At 71.6% G+C, this 13,367-nt stretch carries 11 protein-coding genes and 1 pseudogene; 6 read left to right on the plus strand and 6 right to left on the minus strand.

The window, feature by feature from the left end:
• Positions 1-17 precede the first annotated feature (17 nt).
• Both pfkB and ptsP read right to left on the minus strand, forming a co-directional pair.
• Positions 18-971: a 1-phosphofructokinase gene (pfkB, locus tag SLW52_RS20615; RefSeq protein WP_267099405.1), complete on the minus strand. Its 954-nt coding sequence runs from the start codon at positions 969-971 to the stop codon at positions 18-20.
• Complete coding sequence (gene ptsP / locus SLW52_RS20620; protein ID WP_320741171.1) at positions 968-3,478, minus strand: phosphoenolpyruvate--protein phosphotransferase; 2,511 nt, start codon at positions 3,476-3,478, stop codon at positions 968-970. Before ptsP ends, pfkB begins: the two co-directional genes overlap by 4 nt.
• Before the next feature lie 161 nt (positions 3,479-3,639).
• Between ptsP and SLW52_RS20625 the strand changes: the two genes are divergently transcribed.
• Complete coding sequence (locus SLW52_RS20625; RefSeq protein WP_017911092.1) at positions 3,640-4,620, plus strand: LacI family DNA-binding transcriptional regulator; 981 nt, start codon at positions 3,640-3,642, stop codon at positions 4,618-4,620.
• 76 nt (positions 4,621-4,696) lie between these two features.
• Here SLW52_RS20625 and SLW52_RS20630 read toward each other — a convergent pair whose 3' ends face one another.
• Both SLW52_RS20630 and SLW52_RS20635 read right to left on the minus strand, forming a co-directional pair.
• A complete protein-coding gene (locus SLW52_RS20630) occupies positions 4,697-4,873 on the minus strand; it encodes a hypothetical protein (RefSeq protein WP_267084269.1) in 177 nt (58 codons plus the stop codon).
• A gap of 15 nt (positions 4,874-4,888) precedes the next feature.
• Complete coding sequence (locus SLW52_RS20635; protein WP_017911090.1) at positions 4,889-5,212, minus strand: hypothetical protein; 324 nt, start codon at positions 5,210-5,212, stop codon at positions 4,889-4,891.
• A 364-nt stretch (positions 5,213-5,576) separates the two neighbouring features.
• On the opposite strand from SLW52_RS20635, the gene SLW52_RS20640 reads away from it, so the two are divergent.
• From SLW52_RS20640 to SLW52_RS20655, 4 genes and pseudogenes are all read left to right on the plus strand, one after another.
• Positions 5,577-6,866 carry a nucleotide sugar dehydrogenase gene (locus tag SLW52_RS20640; protein WP_039729525.1) on the plus strand — a complete coding sequence of 430 codons (1,290 nt, stop codon included), beginning with the start codon at positions 5,577-5,579 and terminating at the stop codon, positions 6,864-6,866.
• A gap of 150 nt (positions 6,867-7,016) precedes the next feature.
• The gene (locus SLW52_RS20645; protein WP_017917473.1) at positions 7,017-8,639 is read left to right on the plus strand and encodes an FMN-binding glutamate synthase family protein; all 1,623 of its coding nucleotides are present in this window, start codon (positions 7,017-7,019) and stop codon (positions 8,637-8,639) included.
• A 21-nt stretch (positions 8,640-8,660) separates the two neighbouring features.
• Positions 8,661-8,861, plus strand: a pseudogene (locus SLW52_RS20650) (GNAT family N-acetyltransferase); the annotation flags it as partial.
• Between the two features lie 139 nt (positions 8,862-9,000).
• A complete protein-coding gene (locus SLW52_RS20655) occupies positions 9,001-11,187 on the plus strand; it encodes a diguanylate cyclase (protein WP_320741177.1) in 2,187 nt (728 codons plus the stop codon).
• A gap of 26 nt (positions 11,188-11,213) precedes the next feature.
• Here the strand turns inward: SLW52_RS20655 and SLW52_RS20660 are convergent, their stop codons facing one another.
• Positions 11,214-12,476 (minus strand): TIGR03862 family flavoprotein, encoded by a 1,263-nt coding sequence (locus SLW52_RS20660; protein WP_320741179.1) that lies wholly within the window; start codon positions 12,474-12,476, stop codon positions 11,214-11,216.
• A gap of 13 nt (positions 12,477-12,489) precedes the next feature.
• The gene (locus SLW52_RS20665; protein WP_017911084.1) at positions 12,490-12,933 is read right to left on the minus strand and encodes an FKBP-type peptidyl-prolyl cis-trans isomerase; all 444 of its coding nucleotides are present in this window, start codon (positions 12,931-12,933) and stop codon (positions 12,490-12,492) included.
• A gap of 67 nt (positions 12,934-13,000) precedes the next feature.
• On the opposite strand from SLW52_RS20665, the gene SLW52_RS20670 reads away from it, so the two are divergent.
• Positions 13,001-13,366 (plus strand): DUF6164 family protein, encoded by a 366-nt coding sequence (locus tag SLW52_RS20670; protein WP_026144771.1) that lies wholly within the window; start codon positions 13,001-13,003, stop codon positions 13,364-13,366.
• The last annotated feature ends 1 nt before the right edge of the window (position 13,367 follow it).

Below are 13,367 nucleotides of genomic sequence, written 5' to 3' on the forward strand. Positions count from 1 at the left end.
CAGCGACGCGGCGGAAGTCATGCCAGGGTCTCCACGCGGACCGCGGCGGCCAGGTCGGCCAGGCGCTCGCGCGGCAGGCGGCGGGCGACGCCGCTGCCCAGGGTGGCCACGGCGAAGGCGGTGGCCTGGCGCGCGCAGGTGGCCAGGTCGGCGTCGGCACGCAAGGCCGCGACCAGGCCGGCGACCATCGCATCGCCGGCGCCGACGCTGCTGCCGCCGGTCAGCTGCGGCGGCTGCGCCAGCAGCGCCTGCTCGCCGCGCACGAACAGCGCGCCATCGCTGCCCAGCGACACCACGACCAGGCCGATGCCGCGCGCCAGCAGCGCGCGCGCGGCGCCGAGCAGCTCGGCCGTGCTGGCCAGCGGCGCGCCGGCCCATTCCTCCAGCTCGTGGCGGTTGGGCTTGATCGCGAACGGCAGTTGCGCGCGCGGCGCATCCAGGGCGGCGTGCAGCGGCGCACCGCTGGTGTCCAGCAGCACCCGCGCGCCGGCGGCGGCGGCCTGCGCCTGCAGGTGCCGCCAGGTGTCCTCGGCCAGGCCTGCCGGCAGGCTGCCGCTGAGCACCACCGGCAAGCCGGGACGCAGCAGCTCGGCCAAGCGCGCGCCGACGGTATCGAGTTGGGCCTGGTCCAGGGCCAGGCCGGGCAGGTTGATATCGGTGGTGGCGCCGCTGTCGGCGGCGACCAGCTTGAGATTGCTGCGGGTGTCGCCGGGCACGCGCAGGCAACGGTCGTCGATGCCACGTTCGGCGAACAGGGTTTCGAATACCGGCGCATTGCCGGCGCCGAGCACGCCGAGCGCGGCACAGCGCAGGCCGGCATCGGCCAGGCAGGCGGCGACGTTGATGCCCTTGCCGCCGGCGATGGCGTGGGCGCTGCGCGCACGGTGCACCTGGCCCGGTTGCAGCCGGTCGATCGCCACGGTCAGGTCGATCGCCGGATTCAGGGTGACGGTGACGGCATCGACGCTCATGCGCCGGCTCCGTCGAGCGCGCGCACCTCGGCCGCGCTTTCGCAGTCCAGCGCGCGCTGCGCCAGCGCCTGCAGCGCATCCAGACGGCTGCCGCGCAGGCGCGCCTTCACCGCGGGGATGTCGTTGGGCGTCATCGACAGCTCGTGCACGCCCAGGCCGGCCAGCAGGGCCGCGCCGAACGCATCGCCGGCCAGGCCGCCGCACACGCCGACCCAGCGGCCGTGGCGCGCGGCGCCCTCGACGGTGGTGCGGATCAGGCGCAGCACCGCCGGGTGCAGGCTGTCGGCCTCGGCGGCCAGGTCCGGGTTCTGGCGGTCGATGGCCAGGGTGTACTGGGTCAGGTCGTTGGTGCCGATCGAGAAGAAGTCCGCGTGTTTTGCCAGCGCATCGGCCTGGATCGCCGCGGCCGGCACTTCGATCATGATGCCCAGCGGCACCTCCGGCGCCTGCAGTTCCGCGCGCAGGCGCTCGCATTCGGCGCGCAGCGTCAGCAGTTCCGCCGCCGAGGTGATCATCGGGAACATGATCGCCAGGCGCGCGCCGTCCTTGGCGGCGCGGTACAGCGCGCGCAGCTGCGGTTGCAGCAGGTCGGCGCGGCGCAGCAGCAGGCGCGCGCCGCGCACGCCCAGGAACGGGTTGTCCTCGCGCGGCAGGTTCAGGTGCGCCACCTGCTTGTCGCCGCCGATGTCCAGGGCGCGCACGATCAGCGCGCGGCCGTCCAGCGCCTGCGCCATCGCCGTGTAGGTGGCGTACTGCTCGTCCTCGCTGGGCGTGCTGCCGCGCTCCAGGAACAGGAATTCGGTGCGCATCAGGCCCACGCTCTCGGCGCCCTGCGCCAGTGCCGCGGCGACCTGCTCGGGCAGGTTGACGTTGGCGCCGATCTCCAGGCGATGGCCGTCTTCGGTCTGCGCTGGCTGGTTGCGCTGCTCGGCCTCGCGCGCGCGCAGTTGCTGCTGTTCCTCGATGTAGGCGCGGGCCGAGGCCAGGTCGGCCTCCGACGGCGCCAGGTACAGGCGGCCGCTGCTGCCGTCGACGATGACGGTGGCGCCGTCCTCCAGGTCCAGCAGGTCGGCGCCGCCGGCGACCAGCGCCGGCAGGCCGAGGGTGCGCGAAAGGATCGCGGTGTGCGAGGTCGGGCCGCCCACCGCGGTGGCCAGGCCGAGTACGCGGCCGGTGTCGAGGTTGGCGGTGTCCGACGGCGACAGGTCGTGGGCGAGCAGGATGCACGGCGCGGCCGGCAGCTGCGCCAGGCTGCCGCCGGCCAGGCTCGGATCCAGGTGCGCCAGCACCCGGCGGCCGACGTCGCGCAGGTCGCTGGCGCGTCCGGCCAGCACCGCATTGCCCAGCGCCGAAAGCTTGTTGGCCAGGCGCTCCACCGACTGCTGCCAGGACCAGGCGACGCCGTGGCCCTCGACCATGAGTTGGCAGGCCAGGGTGATCAGGTCGGTGTCGTTGAGCAGTTCGGCCTGGGCGCGGAAGATCGCCGCATCGCCGGCGCCGAGCCGGCGCCGGGTGTCCTCTTCGATGGCCTGCAGTTGCGTGCGGGTGCGCTGCAGGGCGTCGTGCAGCAGGGCGCCGCCGTCGCTCAGCGGCACCGGCGTGTCCGCGACGGCGACGTCGTGGCCGGCCAGCTTGTGCACCACGCCGATCGCCAGGCCGGGGCTGGCGCCGATGCCGACGATGGCCGGCTGCGCCTGCGGCGGGGTCCAGCCGGCGACCGGCGCGGCGCGGCGTTGCGCCGCGGCGTCGGCATCGGCCTGCTCCTGTGCGGTCAGCGCGTCGATCACGCTGCGCAGCCGCGCCAGCGCCGCGGCGGCGTCCTGGCCCTCGGCCGAAATGGTCACGGTGTCGCCGGCGTGCAGGCCCAGTTGCAGCAGCGACACCAGGTTCTTGGCGTCGCCGACCTGGTCGCCGGCGCGCACCTGGATGCGGGCCGCGAAGCCGCGCGCGGTTTCCACCCAGCGCGTGGCCGGGCGCGCGTGCAGCCCGGTGGGGTAGCGCACGGTCCAGTCGAAGCGCTCGGCCAGGTCGCTGGCCGCGGCGGCGGGCGCGGGGGCGGCCGCATCCTCGCTCAGGGCGGCGACGATCGCCTGCGGGTCGTCGCTGGCGAACAGCGCCTCCAGCTTGGGCGGATCCTGGATCAGCCTGGTCAGGCGCCGCAGCACGGTGATGTGGGTGTCGGACTGGGCGGCGATGGCGACCACCAGGTGGGTGGTCTGGCCCGGGTTCCACTCCACGCCGTCGCGCAGCTGCAGCACCGCGATGCCGTCGCGGCGCACCAGGTGGCGGTCCTCGCCGGTGCAGTGCGGGATCGCCACGCCATGGCCCAGGAAGGTGTTGGCCAGCGCTTCGCGGCGCAGCATGCTGGCCTCGTAGGCCGGCGGCACGCAGCCGGCGGCGACCAGCAACTGCGCCGCCTGGGCGATTGCGTCGGCCTTGTCGCGGGCCTGGACATCGACCCGGACCAGGTCGCTGGAAACCAGGGGAGAGGCGGGCGTCTGGGACACGCGGAATCCTTGAGGGTGGGCGGCAAGTGGGCGCAGTGTGGGAACGTTCCCAGTCTATCGTCAATGTGCAGTGCACAATTCTTTCGGAAAAGCTTGGTGCTACTATCCGGTAGCGCCACACGACAGGGGGTCGACATGGAAAAGAAGCGGGAACGTTGCCAGTGAGCGTCAGCATCCACGACGTGGCGCGCGTCGCCGGCGTCTCGACCTCGACCGTGTCGCGGGCACTGGGCCACGGCCCGGTCAGCGAGGAGGTGCGCGCACGGGTGGAAGCGGCGGTGCGCGAGACCGGCTACCGCCCCAACCTGATGGCACGGCGGCTCCGCTCGCAGCACTCCGGGGTGGTGGGGCTGATCGTCGCCGACATCCGCAATCCGTTCTTCACCGCGGCCATTCGCGCAGTCGAGGACGTGGCCTACCGCGCCGGGATGCGCGTGATCCTGTGCAATACCGACGAGGATCCGCAGCGCGAGGCGCTGTATCTGCAACTGATGCAGGAAGAGCGGGTCAGCGGGCTGATCTTCGCCCCCACCCGCACCACCCAGAGCCAACTGGGCAAGTTGAGCTTCGATCATCCGGTGGTGCTGCTGGACCGCGCCGGCAAGAGCGGTACGCACGACAGCGTGGTGCTGGATAACGCCGCGGCGATGGCGGCGCTGGTCGATCACCTGGTCGGCCGCGGCGTGCGCCGCATCGGCGGCCTGTTCGGCAAGACCAGCAGCACTGCCGCCGAGCGTCGCGACGGCTATCTGGAGGCGATGCGCGGGCACGGCCTGACGCCGGACTATCGCGAGGTGGCACCGAGCGCGGAGGCGGCGATCGCCGAGGTCCAGGCCTGGCTGGCGCAGACGCCGCGACCGGACGCGCTGGTGGCCAGCAACAGCCTGCTGCTGATGGGCGCGCTGAAGGCCGCGCGCGGCGCCGGCCTGCGCATTCCGCAGGATCTGGCGCTGGCCGGCTTCGACAACGAAAGCTGGACCGACCTGGTCGAGCCCGGGATCACCGTGATCGAACAGCCGGTGGAAGAGATGGGGCGCACCGCGATGTCGTTGCTGCTGGAGCGGATGAATGCGCCGACGCAGCCGACCCGCAAGGTGGTGCTCAGTGGCCGCTGCATCGTGCGCGGCTCGAGCCTACGCTGACCGTCGGCGTTCGGTGCGGTTGGGCAGGGGGCCGCTGCGGCGACCGTGGTGTGCCGCAGCGGGAGTCGTGGCGTCCTTACTCGCTGCCGTCCGGCCGCGGATAGTCGTGTTCGGGATCGGCGTGGTCGCGCTCGGGGTCGCTGTCGGGTTGGTCGCGATCCTTCCACTGCGCGTCGTCGTTGTGGATCTTGTCCGGCGTGTGGCTGCGTTGCTGGGAGTCGTGGGCGTTGTCGCGGTTGGCGGGCGGGGACATGACGAACCTCCTGGATCAGGCGGGGGTGGGCGCCGGATCCGGATGGCGGTCGTGCTGCTCGGAGCCGTCGAGGCGCGCCCAGCAGGCGACGACCAGGGTTTCGGCATCGCTCCAGGCGATGCGCGGCCAGGGGTGTTCGGCGTCGTAGCGCTGACGCAGGCGCTGCAATCGCACGTCGTTGGATTCGCGCGGCAACTGCAGGAACACATCGCAGGCCATCTTGATCAGGCGCGCATGTTCGCTGAACGACTGCGACCCCAGTTTGCCCGCCGCGTGCAGCGCCTTCCAATGCGCCAATTCGGCTTCGACATCCACGAGCAGGCTCGGAGCGTGACTCACGCGAGTTCTCCTTGAGTGAGAGGAAAGAGGGAGGCGGAGGGTGCCCCCCTGGCAGCCACCGCTCCATCACCCTAGGCCGCGGCGCGTAAAGGTGAGGTGGTGCTCATGTGGTGTGCATGACAAGACGCGCACCTGCGCGGCGACAAAGCGTGATCTCGGGCGCCGACTTTCACACGCAGCGTTGTGAAGGAGGCCGACGCGGCGTGTGAATGCGAGGCGCGCATCTGCGACCCTGGCGTTCCGCCGAGCAATCTGGTCCGCGCCGCTGCAGCGGCTTACCATGCACGAGGTCCGCGTCCGCGGGCACCCCGTTTCCCCCTCACGCGCCGACGGCCGCCGCCGCTGGTGCCCGCAAAGGACTGGCATGCCCGTTGCTCCCGTGCTCGACTCCGCGCCGCCGCGCATCGCCGTCATCGGCCTCGGTTATGTGGGCCTGCCGCTGGCGGTGGCGTTCGGCGCCCGCCACGACACGCTCGGCTACGACATCGATGCGCAGCGCGTGGCGCAACTGCGCGACGGGCACGACCAGACCCTGGAACTGGAGGCCGAGGAACTGCGCGCCGGCGTGCACCTGCGCTACAGCGACGACGCGGCGGCGCTGCGCGACCGCAACGTGTACATCGTCACCGTGCCGACCCCGATCGACGCGCACGAGCAGCCCGACCTGCAGCCGCTGCGCCAGGCCAGCGAGTTGCTGGCCGGCGTGCTCAAGCGCGGCGACCTGGTGATCTACGAGTCCACCGTCTACCCGGGCACCACCGAGGAAGTCTGCGTGCCGCTGCTGGAGCAGGGCTCGGGATTGCGCTGCGACGTCGACTTCCATTGCGGCTACAGCCCGGAGCGGGTCAATCCCGGCGACCGCCAGCGGCGCCTGGCCGACATCCGCAAGATCACCTCGGGCTCGAACCCGGCCGCCGCCGATGCGGTGGACGCGCTGTATGCCGGCATCATCGCGGCCGGCACCTGGCGCGCGCCGTCGATCCGCGTGGCCGAGGCGGCCAAGGTGGTCGAGAACATCCAGCGCGACGTCAACATCGCCCTGGTCAACGAACTCGCCCTCATCTTCGACCGCCTCGGCATCGATACCCAGGACGTGCTGGACGCGGCCGGCACCAAGTGGAACTTCCTGCCGTTCCGGCCCGGCCTGGTCGGGGGCCACTGCATCGGCGTGGATCCGTACTACCTGCTGCACAAGTCCGAGAGCGTGGGCTACCACCCGGACCTGATCCACACCGCGCGCCAGGTCAACAACCGGGTCGGCGCGCATGTCGCCGCGCGGGTGCAGGCACTGCTGGCCGGCAAGGGCGTGGCGATGGCCGATGCGTCCGTGCTGGTGCTCGGCGTCACCTTCAAGGAGAACTGCCCGGACCTGCGCAACAGCCGCGCGCTGGAGCTGGTGCAGGCGCTGGCCGCGGCCGGCGCCCGCGTCGATGCCTGCGATCCCTGGGCCGATCCGCAGGCGGCGCAGGCGCATGGCGTGGACCTGCTGCCCGAGCCGGTGCCCGGCCGCTACGACGCGGTGGTGCTGGCGGTGGCGCACGCGGCCTACCGCGACCTGGACGCAGCGCAGATCCGCGCGCTCGGCACGCCCGATCTGGTGGTCTACGACGTCAAGTCGGTGTGGCCGCGCGCGGCGGTGGACGACCGGCTGTAGCGCAGTTCTCGGGCGCGCGTACCGTCTGGTGTCACCGGCGCATTGGCATGCGCTGGCTGTACCTGCGCCAAGCGGCCCCGATGACGGTTGCAACGCCATGAGCGCGACACCCTCTACACTCGCCGGCTTACGACGCCTGCGAGGACCGCGATGCACCGCTACCTAGCCTATATCGCCAGCTGCGTGCTGCTGGCGCTGTCCATCGCCCTGTGCGCGATCTGGCCGCTGTGGGGCTGGGGCGTGGCCGCCTTCGCGGTGCTGGCGGTGCTGGGCACCGTGGACCTGCTGCAGACCCGCAGCACCCTGCGCCGCAATTATCCGATCCTGGCGCATTTCCGCTACGGCCTGGAATCGGTCGGCCCGGAGATGCGCCAGTACTTCCTGCAGAGCGACATCGAGGAGGCGCCGTTCTCGCGGCAGCAGCGCGCCCTGGTCTACCAGCGCGCCAAGAACGTGATGGACGTGGTGCCGTTCGGCACCCAGCGCAGCACCTACGCGCCGGACTACGAATGGATCAACCATTCGCTGGCCACCTGCGAGATCGCCGACCACGACTTCCGCGTCACCATCGGCGCCGGCTGCGCGCAGCCGTACGCGGCCAGCGTGTTCAACATCTCGGCGATGAGCTTCGGCGCGCTGTCGGCCAACGCCATCCGCGCGCTCAACGCCGGCGCGCGCCAGGGCGGCTTCTACCACGACACCGGCGAGGGCTCGATCTCGCCCTACCACCGCGAGTGCGGCGGCGACCTGGTGTGGGAGATCGGCTCGGGCTACTTCGGCTGCCGCGACGAGGAGGGGCGCTTCGACCCGCAGCGCTTCGTCGCCAACGCCACGCTGGAGCAGGTCAAGATGATCGAGATCAAGCTCTCGCAGGGCGCCAAGCCGGGCCACGGCGGCGTGCTGCCGGCGGCCAAGGTCAGTGCCGAGATCGCCGCCACCCGCGGCGTCGCCATGGGCCAGGACTGCGTCTCGCCGTCGCGGCATTCGGCGTTCTCCACGCCGCTGGAGCTGCTGCAGTTCGTGGCGCGGCTGCGCGAACTGTCCGGCGGCAAGCCCACCGGTTTCAAGCTGGCGATCGGCCACCCCTGGGAATGGTTCGCCATCGCCAAGGCGATGCAGGAAAGCGGCCTGTACCCGGATTTCATCGTCGTCGACGGCGCCGAGGGCGGCACCGGCGCGGCGCCGGCGGAGTTCATCGACCATGTCGGCGTGCCGATGCACGAGGCCCTGCTGCTGGTCCACAACACCCTGGTCGGGCTGGATATCCGCGAGCGCATCAAGCTCGGCGCCGCCGGCAAGATCACCAGCGCCTTCGACATCGCGCGCACCCTGGCGCTGGGCGCGGACTGGTGCAACGCCGGGCGCGGCTTCATGTTCGCGCTGGGCTGCATCCAGTCGCTGAGCTGCCACAGCGACCGCTGCCCGACCGGCATCGCCACCCAGGACCGTCGCCGCTGGCAGCATCTGGACCCCACCGACAAGGCCACCCGGGTCGCGCACTACCACGCCAACACGCTCAAGGCCCTGCGCGAACTGCTCAGCGCCGCCGGGTTGACGCATCCTTCGCAACTGGGGCCGGAGCACATCCTGCGCCGCATCTCGCAGGTGGAGATCCGCTCGCTGGCCTCGCTGTACCGCTACCTGGAGCCGGGCGAACTGCTGCGCACCGTGCCCGACCATGCGGTCTTCCACGATTACTGGGGCGACGCGCGCAGCGATTCGTTCCAGCCGCCGGAGAGGATCCGGCGCCTGCGCGACAGCAAGTCGCAATGAGCGAGGCGCCGTCGGCGCGGTTGCGGCCGGCGCCTGCTGCAGGCGCTGGAGCAGCGCCTGGCGCCGTGTCCGCGCATCCATCTCGCCGCGGCGCTGAATGCGGTGGCGTTCTACCTTGCGCAGGGCTATGCCGTGGTAAGCGAGGGAAGCTACCCGCATCCCTGCGGGATCGTCCTCGATTGCGTGTTCATGGAGAAGCGCGCCGCGCCGGCGGTGCCGTGAGGTAGGCATCCCACAACCGATGCGTTCTGACAGCGGCGGGGCAGGGCGTTCGCTTTTTTGCATCGCCGCATCGGTCACGCATGCTCGCCATCGCTGCCGCCGCCCGTTATCGTGCCGTTTCCTTCTCAGCGTGCCGCGCATGAATCAGCCCTCGGTCCCCGACGTCGTTCCCGCGCCGCTGCCCGTCGACGAAGCCGAGCGCCTGCGCGCGCTGGCCGAGCTGGGGATGCTGGACACTGCACCGGAACCGGCGTTCGACGACCTGATCTGGCTGACCAGCCAGTTGTGCAAGGTGCCGATCGCGCTGATTTCGCTGATCGACGAGCGCCGGCAATGGCTCAAGGCCAGTTGCGGCCTGCCTGCCGGCACCACCGGGTATCCGCGCGAGATGGCGTTCTGCACCTATGCCTTGCTGGAGCCGCAGTTGCTGGAGGTGCCGGACGCCACGCTGGATCCGCGTTTCGCCGGCAACCCGCTGGTGTGCGGCGCGCCACACCTGCGTTTCTACGCTGGCATGCCGCTGATCGGCGACCAGGGCTACAGCTACGGCACCCTGTGCGTGATCGACATCCGTCCGCGGCAGTTGGACGAACGCCAGCGCGAAGGTCTGCAGCGCCTGGCCAGGCAGGTCACCGCGCATCTGGAGGCGCGCCGCGATGCGCGCATCGCCCACGACCAGGCCAAGACGCTGAGCCTGCTGCTGGAAACCATGCCCGACGGCGTGGTGTCGTGCCAGGCCGACGGCACGCTGGGCGAGTTCAACCAGGTGGCGCGGCAGTGGCACGGCGCCGATCCGCGCGCCTTGCCGCCCGAACAGTGGGCGAAGTACTTCGACCTGTTCGACGCCAGCGGCCAGCGGCTGCTGACCAGTGACGAGGTGCCGCTGGTCCGTGCCTGGCGCGGCGAATCGGTGCGCGATGCGGAAATGGTGATCGCCGCCAAGGGACAACCGCCGCGCAGCGTGCTGTGCAATGCGGAACGGCTGGAGGGCGGCGATGGGCGCAGCCTGGGCGCGGTGTGCGTGATGCGCGACGTCAGCGTCGAACGCGCGGCGTCGCATGCGGCGCTGCTGGCCGGGCAGCGTTTCTCCGGCGCGTTCTCGGCGGCCGCGCACGGCATGGCGCTGGTGTCGCTGGAAGGGCACTGGCTGGACGTCAACGACGCCTTGTGCGCGATGCTCGGCTACAGCCGCGCGGAGCTGCTGGAACTGCGCTTCCAGGATTTGACCCATCCCGAGGACCTGGCCGAGGACATGGAACAGGTGGCTGCGTTGATCGCCGGCCGCCGCAGCGACTACCGCAGCGAAAAGCGCTACCGCCATCGCGACGGCCATACCGTGCGTGCGCGTCTGTCGGTGTCGCTGGTGCGCGACGAACAGCGGCACCCGCTGCATTTCGTCACCCACATTCAGGACATTACCGAGCAGCACCTGGCCGAACACCGCCTGCGCGACAGCGAGGCGCAGTTGCGCACCATCGCCGACAATGCGCCGGCGCTGATCGCCTATCTCGACCGCGACCTGCGCTACCAGTTCGTCAATCGGCCATATGCGGAGTGGTTCGCGCTGGCACCGGAGCGCATCGTCGGCCGCCGCCTGCACGAGGTGCTGGATCCGCAGCAACTGGCCCTGCTGCAACCCCACCTGCCGGCGGCGCTGCAGGGCGTGCCGGCGCAGTTCGACGCCGAGCTCTGCGATGCCACCGATGCGTTGCGGATCATGCATTTCAGCCTGATTCCGGACGTGGCCCTGGCGCCGCAGCGGATCGGACTGCATCTGATGATCAGCGACATCACCGGGCAGACCCGGTTGGCGCGGCTGCTGGAAGAGCGCGCGCTGCGCGACGAACTGACCGGGCTGCCGAACCGGATGGCCTGGAACCAGACCCTGCGGCGGCGCATGAACGAGCGCCGTGGCCAAGGCCAGGTGGCGGTGATGTTCCTGGATCTGAACGACTTCAAGAGCGTCAACGACCGTTTCGGCCATCACGTCGGCGATGCGCTGCTGGTGCACTTCGCGCGGCTGCTGCAGCGTTGCCTGCGCGGGCAGGACAGCATCGCGCGGTTGGGCGGCGACGAGTTCGTGGTGCTGCTGGAAGGTCTGGCCGACGCCAGGCGCGAAGTGCTGGCGGCCGCGGCGCGGATCATGGAGGCATGCGCGGACGGCTGCGAGGTCAGTGGTCGGCACCTGCCGTTGCAGCCGAGCATCGGCATCGCCGTGCAGGCCGGGCCCGGTTTCGATCCGGTGCTGCTGACGCAGCGCGCCGACGAGGCCATGTACGTGGCCAAGCGCGATCCGCAGGCGCGGGTACAGATTGCGGTGCTCTGAGCGCCGCGTGCCGCGTGCGCTGGAGGTCAGTGCGCGGCTTGACGCTGCAGCCAGGCCACCGCGCCGCGCCCGGCGCGCACGCCGCTGGCGAAGCAGGCGGTGAGCAGGTAGCCGCCGGTCGGCGCTTCCCAGTCGAGCATTTCGCCGGCGCAGAAGGTGCCGGGCAGCGCCCGCAGCATCAACTGCGCATCCAACGCTTCCAGACGCACGCCGCCGGCGCTGCTGATCGCCTCGGCCAGTGGGCGCGGGCGCAGCAGGGTCAGCGGCAGGCGCTTGAGCGTGGCCGCGGCCAGCGCCGGATCCTGGCCGGCCTGCTTGCCCAGGATCTCGAACAGCAGCGCCGCCTTGACCCCGTCGATGCCGGCCTGGCGGCGCAGGTGTTCGCCGAAGCTGCGGCCGCCGCGCGGCTTGCCCAGTTCGGCCTGCAGCCGCGGCAGGTCGCGGCCCGGTGCCAGGTCCAGCCACAGCGTGGCCGGGCCGTGTGCGGCGATGGAATCGCGCAGATCCGCGGCCAGCGCATAGATCAGGCTGCCTTCGATGCCGTGCTCGCCGACCACGCACTCGCCCTGCAGCGACTGTGCCTGGCCCTGCGCATCGTGCCAATGCGCGACCACCGGCTTCAGCGGCGCGCCGGCGTGGCGTTCGCGGAAGTGCGCGCTCCAGTCCACGTCGAAGCCGCAGTTGGCCGGCTGCAGCGGCGCCACCTCCACGCCGCGCGCGCGCAGCGTGTCCTGCCAGGCGCCGTCGGAACCGAGTTGCGGCCAACTGCCGCCACCGAGCGCCAGCACGCAGGCATCGGCCTGCACGCGCTGCTCGCCGTCGGCGCCGGCGAAACGCAGCGCGCCGTCCGCGTCCCAGCCCAGCCAGCGCTGCTGCACGTGGAAGCGCACGCCTGCGTCCTTCAGCCGCCGCACCCAGCCGCGCAGCAGCGGCGCGGCCTTGCGATCCAGCGGGAACACCCGGCCGGAGCTGCCCACATAAGTCTCCACGCCCTGCGCCTGCGCCCAGGCGCGCAGCGCGTCGGCATCGAAGTCGGCCAGCCACTCGCCGACCGCCGTCGCGCGCTCGCGATAGCGGGCGACGAAGCGCTCGAACGGATCGGAGTGGGTCAGGTTGAGGCCGCCCTTGCCGGCGATCAGGAACTTGCGTCCCACCGAGCCCTTGGCCTCGTACACGTCGACCTCGGCGCCGGCGGCGCGCGCGGTCTCGGCGGCGATCAGCCCCGCCGGACCGCCGCCGACGATGGCGAGACGGCCGCGCACCGGCGCGGCGTGCTTGCTGGCGGGCATCGGCGCAGTCGACTCAACGCGGCTGGACATCGAGCAGTTCGACCTCGAACACCAGCGAGGCGCCCGGCGGGATCACCCCGCCGGCGCCGCTGTCGCCGTAGCCGTAGTCCGACGGCAGCATCAGCAGGCGCTTGCCGCCCACGCGCATGCCGGCCACGCCCTCGTCCCAGCCGCGAATCACCTGGCCGGCGCCGAGCACGAAGCTGAAGGGCTGGCCGTGGTCGGCGGAGGCGTCGAACTTCTCGCCGCGCTTGTCCTTGGCGTGCTCGTCGTACAGCCAGCCGGTGTAGTGCACGGTGACCCGGCTGCCGGGGCGGGCCTCGGCGCCGTCGCCGACGCGCTCGTCGGTGGCCTGGAACGCGGCGATGCTGCCGCCGGGCGGCGGACCCGGCGGGGTGCAGCCAATCAGCAGCCACGCCGGCAACGACAGGCTCAACAGCAGCAGGATTCGGCGCATGCGGGACGTCCACGGCGGGCAGGACGTGCAAGGGTAGCGCATCGCCGCAGCGGCTATCATGCGGCGCATGGCCAAACTGCTGCTCAATCTGCGTCACGTGCCCGACGACGAACGCGCCGAGGTCTGCGCGCTGCTCGACGCTGCCGGCATCGGCTACTACGAAACCCGCGCCGGCACCTTCGGCATCTCCGCCGGTGGCATCTGGTTGCGCGAGGACGCCGAGCAGGCGCGGGCCAAGACGCTTCTGGCCGAGTACCAGGCCCAGCGCGGCGAACGCGCCCGCGCCGAGCGTGCCGCGGCGCTGCGCGACGGCAGCGCGGAGACCTTCGCCCGCCTGCTGCGGCAGCGCCCGCTGTTCGTGCTGGCGACGCTGCTGGGCATGCTGCTGGTCGCTTCGCTGGTGCTGCTGCCGTTCCTGCTGCTGCGCGGCTAGA

This window comes from Xanthomonas sp. LF02-5 (assembly GCF_034105325.1).
Taxonomy (GTDB): domain Bacteria; phylum Pseudomonadota; class Gammaproteobacteria; order Xanthomonadales; family Xanthomonadaceae; genus Xanthomonas_A; species Xanthomonas_A sontii.

What these genes read in the sequence shown, in the direction of transcription:
- pfkB (WP_267099405.1), bottom strand. Translation starts at nt 971, where the DNA reads ATGAGCGTCGATGCCGTCACCGTCACCCTGAATCCGGCGATCGACCTG.
- SLW52_RS20630 (WP_267084269.1), bottom strand. Translation starts at nt 4,873, where the DNA reads ATGTCCCCGCCCGCCAACCGCGACAACGCCCACGACTCCCAGCAACGC.
- SLW52_RS20640 (WP_039729525.1), top strand. Translation starts at nt 5,577, where the DNA reads ATGCCCGTTGCTCCCGTGCTCGACTCCGCGCCGCCGCGCATCGCCGTC.
- SLW52_RS20645 (WP_017917473.1), top strand. Translation starts at nt 7,017, where the DNA reads ATGCACCGCTACCTAGCCTATATCGCCAGCTGCGTGCTGCTGGCGCTG.
- SLW52_RS20655 (WP_320741177.1), top strand. Translation starts at nt 9,001, where the DNA reads ATGAATCAGCCCTCGGTCCCCGACGTCGTTCCCGCGCCGCTGCCCGTC.
- SLW52_RS20660 (WP_320741179.1), bottom strand. Translation starts at nt 12,476, where the DNA reads ATGCCCGCCAGCAAGCACGCCGCGCCGGTGCGCGGCCGTCTCGCCATC.
- SLW52_RS20665 (WP_017911084.1), bottom strand. Translation starts at nt 12,933, where the DNA reads ATGCGCCGAATCCTGCTGCTGTTGAGCCTGTCGTTGCCGGCGTGGCTG.
- SLW52_RS20670 (WP_026144771.1), top strand. Translation starts at nt 13,001, where the DNA reads ATGGCCAAACTGCTGCTCAATCTGCGTCACGTGCCCGACGACGAACGC.